The sequence below is a fragment of the Chryseobacterium rhizosphaerae genome (assembly GCF_003385455.1).
Classification (GTDB): Bacteria; Bacteroidota; Bacteroidia; order Flavobacteriales; family Weeksellaceae; genus Chryseobacterium; species Chryseobacterium rhizosphaerae.
This window is the reverse complement of record NZ_QNUF01000060.1, coordinates 1-5,479: the sequence shown is the minus strand read 5'-3', so window position 1 is coordinate 5,479 and position 5,479 is coordinate 1. Positions and strand designations below refer to the sequence as shown.

7 protein-coding genes and 1 pseudogene are annotated in these 5,479 nt (G+C 35.8%); all 8 read right to left on the bottom strand.

The window, feature by feature from the left end; translation table 11 throughout:
* Positions 1-74: 74 nt before the first annotated feature.
* A complete protein-coding gene (locus DRF57_RS23270; protein ID WP_115921116.1) occupies positions 75-1,037 on the bottom strand; it encodes an RHS repeat-associated core domain-containing protein in 963 nt (320 codons plus the stop codon).
* Between the two features lie 151 nt (positions 1,038-1,188).
* Positions 1,189-1,764: a suppressor of fused domain protein gene (locus tag DRF57_RS23265; protein WP_115921115.1), complete on the bottom strand. Its 576-nt coding sequence runs from the start codon at positions 1,762-1,764 to the stop codon at positions 1,189-1,191.
* A gap of 124 nt (positions 1,765-1,888) precedes the next feature.
* Positions 1,889-1,963: pseudogene (locus DRF57_RS24295) on the bottom strand (immunity protein Imm33 domain-containing protein); the annotation flags it as partial.
* Positions 1,964-1,998: 35 nt separating this feature from the next.
* The gene (locus DRF57_RS24290) at positions 1,999-2,118 is read right to left on the bottom strand and encodes a hypothetical protein (protein WP_455550097.1); all 120 of its coding nucleotides are present in this window, start codon (positions 2,116-2,118) and stop codon (positions 1,999-2,001) included.
* 85 nt (positions 2,119-2,203) lie between these two features.
* Positions 2,204-2,557: a hypothetical protein gene (locus DRF57_RS23255; protein WP_115921114.1), complete on the bottom strand. Its 354-nt coding sequence runs from the start codon at positions 2,555-2,557 to the stop codon at positions 2,204-2,206.
* Positions 2,558-2,563: 6 nt separating this feature from the next.
* A complete protein-coding gene (locus DRF57_RS23250; RefSeq protein ID WP_157969929.1) occupies positions 2,564-3,646 on the bottom strand; it encodes an RHS repeat-associated core domain-containing protein in 1,083 nt (360 codons plus the stop codon).
* 127 nt (positions 3,647-3,773) lie between these two features.
* Entirely contained in the window at positions 3,774-4,355 is a 582-nt protein-coding gene (locus DRF57_RS23245; RefSeq protein WP_115921117.1) for an SMI1/KNR4 family protein, read from the bottom strand.
* Between the two features lie 4 nt (positions 4,356-4,359).
* The coding region (locus tag DRF57_RS23240; RefSeq protein WP_317126120.1) for an RHS repeat-associated core domain-containing protein at positions 4,360-5,479 on the bottom strand (1,120 nt) is incomplete at its 5' end.

The window sequence follows — 5,479 nt, the reverse complement described above, 5'->3', positions numbered from 1 at the left end:
ACCATCGCTCGAGTTTGCAAGCCCTAAATTTTGGAACTTATAAATAAGTTCATTAATTTCTTTATTATACATGATTAATCTATTTTACGATTTTTTAATTGGCCTGTAGTTTCATTTCTAAAATTTCCGTTGTGCCGATCCAGATGCTCCTTTTGTGTTACAAATTCAATGTTATTTGGATCCCCTGCCTTGTCAGGATGATGTTTGACATTGTTAATATGATGTCCTTTCATACCTTTAACTTTGCCAGTCTCCTTAAGCTCTTTCAATTCTGCCTTAGTCCATTCTCTTGTACCATCTTTTCCATTTTTCACCATATTTTGTTCCTCTTTCCACGCTTTTCGAACAGCCCCCTGCCGTTGGCTCGCTATGCTTGGTATTTTTGCGGCAGCCTTTACCTCTTCAATAGCTTTTAAAGCCGGAGCTTTTCCTCCCTGAGCTGTTAAAGCTCCTTCAACACCTCCAAAGGCAGCCAATCCGATAGTGGCTAAATCAAGAGAACCGTTTACCACTTTCTCTTTAAAGGATTCTCTGGGAACTCCTGTCATCAAAGTTAGTGCTCCATTACCCTCAACCTCATACTTATTTCTTACGGCATCATTGGTAAGAACGTTGATAGTTCTTCCAACGCTATTTGCAACCGCAGCTCTTACACTGTTGATTCCTCCACCAATAAATTCAGCAAACTCCATTGGATCAGCTGGGAGGCTACTTCCATTTACCTTCTTAGGTTCCAGACCTTCAAGCTCTCTTGCATCAACCACTCTGTTCCCACTAAAAGCATATGTTGACCATGTATTATAATCTTCTGCAAGCGGGTCAACATTAAAGAACCTCCCCATCGCAGCATCATAATTCCGCCATTTATAAGAACTCCATTTTGTCTCCCTTTGGTTTTCCTGTCCCTGGGAAGAATATCTATAATTCGGAGTAATTGAACCTGAGGTGCTTAATTCTCCTCCAAACTCTAGCCCGAAAGGATAATAATGGGTGGTTCTGTCTACTTGCAGGCTTCCGGAAGTATCTCTATAATACACCAGTCTGATTTTCCTACCTGATCTTACCTAAAAAATAGCACGGATAGTAAGCCGTGCTATAAAATTCATAAACATTTGTTATGATAAATAATCTTTTCTTATTTACTCTAAATTTGTAGGAGCAAGAGCTTTACAATAGAATAAATAATAGCTATATAACTGACTTTCTATTAATGTCAAATATATCAATGTCTTTCTCTTGAAATATGTCTTCCAATGCAGATGTTCCATTTTTCATTCTGAATTCTAGCTCCTTATCAGAAATTGGAGTACCTAAAAGCCAATGTACAGTCTTTGTTTCAAGGTGCAGTGGCTGCAACTTATCTTCCCACAGAAATGGTGATACAAACATAATGTGTTTCATTTCTGACTCTTCATAATACATGTCAACAATTCGCATAAAGACTGATCCCGGTTGGCAATCCCACCTTTTCTTAGTAATATAAAATCCTGCTGTGGATAAAATATTTGGTAACATATCAAACTCTTTATATCCAGCAATAAGAAGCTCAATAGGAATATTTTGAAAATTACCATCTTTCATTTCAATTCTATTGGGGTGGTCAGACACACCTATTGTTCCGAATATTTTTATGTTGGGATAAATAGGATCATCACATGTAAAAATATCAATAAAATTTATAGTAGCCTCATCCCAATGACGGTCAATCTTTTCATTAATTCCCACTATAGTTGTTATATACTTAGCCAGATTTTTATTTTCCATAGAGATTTTCTAAAACATGAAATTTAGTTTCGATAAAAATAAAATATTTTGCCAAATTTACAACGAAACAGACGGCAAATTCACCCCCCACTATCTCTGCAGATAATCGGATTAAAATTTCTACTTATAGTAATAAACCCTCATCAAACCATACATCTTCATACCCTTTACTATCTATCAAAAATCTGTTTCCGGCTGGAAGTCCTAAATATTTAACAACAAAAGAAGCCTTATCTAATAAGTGATACTATGTGATGGGCTAAAAAAATCAAATTCTTCTGGATTAAAATCTTCACGTGACCATGTATACCAACCACATAAAGCTTCTGCACAAGGATGTCTTAAAACATTTATCTGAATAGATGAGTTAAGATTTCCTTGTCCAATTAATGAGTCTTAACTAAGTATCAATAATCAGTTTCATTTCTTAATGGCGTTATTATTTACAAACATATACGCCTTTGACATTGTCAGAATAATATAATTTATGATTAGGAGGTAGGATAAAATTATCTACCTCCATCGAGTAGGTATTTCCATCATTTTGATGAGGAACAGTTAATTTAGACATTACAATAGCATATTTTCCACCTTTATTAATCTTTGATCCACTATTACATGTATCTTTTTTGTAGGAAAAAAAATAATCTACTTTTCTCGTTTCTAAATTTTTAAATTTAAAAACATACGATTTCTCAAATTCAATGACTTTTTTTATTTTGATCTCAATCTTTTGTTGGCTATAAAGAAATGAATTTAAAATAAGTACTGGAATTAATGTTAATTTCTTCATTTTTTTTTAATTTCTTAATCTAATATCTTTTGCAGTTGCAACAGGAACCTTAGTAACGCTTGTGACTGTTTTTCTCTTATGTGGTTCGCCATTACTTTTAATTAGTGGCTTTGTTTTTGTCACATTAATATAAGTTGACACTGTTCCAAATTTAGTCCCCCCTATTGTAACATCCACAGAATCTATTGTTTGTGATACACTATAATTATTATGAGTAGGATCTAATCGTTTTGCTGCATTATGTGCATTAAGGTAAGGTTTTTCACTCAGATCTCCTCCAATTCCGAACCCAGGCGTTCCGGGGTTATTTACCCCTGCAATATAGGATTCCAGAATTTCATGTAATACAGTTCCTCCTTTTGGCCGGCCAGTAGCATTTTCAATTATTTCTGCTTGATTCGGATTCATAATCTGATTTGTTTGAACAATACCATTGTTGTCAATTTCACTTCCACCAAAAGCTCCTCCTAAAATCGGTGTATTATCAACACTATTTGAACTTGTAGCCTCTAAATTGACCATAACAGAGGAGTCCTTTGTTGCATCTAGCAACTTTAGTTCAGCAGCTGACGCTGTGGCACCGTTTTTAATACTTCCTGTAACTTTCCCCTTTGAATCCATTTGTAGATTAAGATTTCCTGCTTTTGCTTGAAGCTGTTCAAATGCTTTATCTTTAAGATCTCCAGAAAGTATTACATCTTTGTTTTGCATACCATCAGGATCAATAAATCTTATAGGATTATTAAAAGCATAAGCGTACGGACTCCAACGACGAGAAGTTTCCGCCAGTAGGTCAACAGTTCCCCATCTTCCAATATCTGGCATATACATTCTCGCTCCAGAATCACTCCATCCCGTCTCTTGCTGTTTTTCTTTTCCATTGCTGGAATAGGTATAATTTGGAGTAATAGAATTAGAGATATTTAATTCCCCTCCAAACTCCAGCCCAAACGGATAATAATGGGTGGTTCTGTCTACTTGCAGGCTTCCGGAAGTATCTCTATAATATTCCAGTCTGATTTTCCTACCTGATCTGTGTAGTTGTAAATATAAAGGTTTTTCTACAGCAAGAAAAGGAAGGTATATCACAACTACATGATGTGGGTTGAGAATCGTTTAAACGAAAACCCCTCTCGTATAGGGATACAGGAAAATTTCATAAAAAAGGCCGTTTTCACGAGTTGTGAGACGGCCTCATTCTTTTTAATATATTAATTTAATAAGGAAGTGTTGACACATCTTCATTTATCTCTTTTCCTTCATCATCAAATAATAAGTACAAACGTTTTAATTCTGATTGAAGCATTTCTTTAAAAGAACTCCATTGAACTTTTGAAGTAGCATCGTCTGGTGCACAGCAATGAACAATATTGGTTTCTTTATCTATATATAATAGAGATCCATCCCATTGATAACCGCCAATGAAAAAATAACTTTTCAGAGCATTTTCTGGTCTTTCATAGATGTTCGGTGTTATAATCGAAAATGGTTGCCTTGAATTTGCTTTTAGATCACGGGTTAAATGTCTTCTTAATCCATCAAAACTTAGTGTTGCAGTTAGAAGTATTAAACCATTACTGAAGTTTTGTAAAAAGTCCTTATATTCTTCTGGTATACTTGTATCTAGTTCATCTTCTAAGCTTTCAATTTCACTTTTATCTAATACAGGGAACATTTCATTAAGCCAAGCTTCAGTACCTTTATGTGGCACTTGACCTATTAACATTGCTCCATCGCTCGAACTTGCTATTCCTAAATTTTGAAACTTATAAATAAGTTCTCTTATTTCTTTATACATAATTTTATTCTTTACGATTTTTGAGAGGTCCTGTAGTTTCATTTCTAAAATTCCCATCATGTCTTTGTAAATGTTCTTTTTGAGTGACAAATTCAATATTGTCTGGATCTCCAGCTTTATCAGGGTGATGTTTAACATTGTTAATATGGTGTCCTTTCATTCCTTTTACTTTTCCAGTTTCTTTCAACTCTTTTAATTGAGACGAGTTCCATCTTCTTGTCCCTCTTCCTCCTGTTCTTTCCACCATATTTTTTTCCTCTTTCCAAGCTTTTCTAACAGCTCCTTGCCGTTGGCTAGCTATGCTTGGTATTTTTGCTGCAGCTTTTACCTCTTCAATAGCTTTCAGAGCTGGAGCTTTTCCTCCCTGAGCTGTTAAAGCTCCTTCAACACCTCCAAATGCGGCCAATCCAATAGTAGCAAGGTCAAGAGAACCATTTACCACTTTTTCTTTAAAGGATTCTTTGGGAACACCTGTGCGCAAAGTTAACCCACCGTCATCATCAACAACATATTTACTTCTTACGGCATCATTGGTAAGAACGTTAATGGTTCGTGCTACGTTATTTGCTACCGCAGCTCTTACACTACTAGCCCCTCCCATAATAAACTCAGCAAACTCCATTGGGTCGTTACCAGGAAGGCTCACTTCATTTACTTTCTTAGGTTCTAACCCCTCTAGTTCTCTAGCATCCACCACCCTGTTTCCACTAAAAGCAAAGGTTGACCACGTGTTATAATCTTCTGCAAGCGGGTCAATGTTAAAGAACCTCCCCATCGCAGCATCATAATTTCTCCATCGGTAAGAACTCCATTTTGTCTCCCTTTGGTTTTCCTGCCCCTGGCTAGAATATCTATAATTCTGAGTAATTGAACCTGAGGTGCTTAATTCTCCGCCAAACTCTAGCCCGAAAGGATAATAATGGGTAGTTCTATCTACTTTCAGGTTTCCGGAGGCATCTTTATAATACGCCAGTCTGATGTTTCCTACCTGATCTGTGTAATTGTAAATATACTTATTTTGAATAAAATCATAATACCCTTCTGAAGTAGGCACAAAACTTAGGTCATTAAGCCAATATTGGAACCCATCCAGATAGTCTGTTGTCTCAACAGTTTCCATATTG

Bases quoted from the DNA above. Each gene is read 5' to 3' on its own strand.
- DRF57_RS23265 (WP_115921115.1), bottom strand. From the start codon at position 1,764: ATGGAAAATAAAAATCTGGCTAAGTATATAACAACTATAGTGGGAATT.
- DRF57_RS23255 (WP_115921114.1), bottom strand. From the start codon at position 2,557: ATGAAGAAATTAACATTAATTCCAGTACTTATTTTAAATTCATTTCTT.
- DRF57_RS23245 (WP_115921117.1), bottom strand. From the start codon at position 4,355: ATGTATAAAGAAATAAGAGAACTTATTTATAAGTTTCAAAATTTAGGA.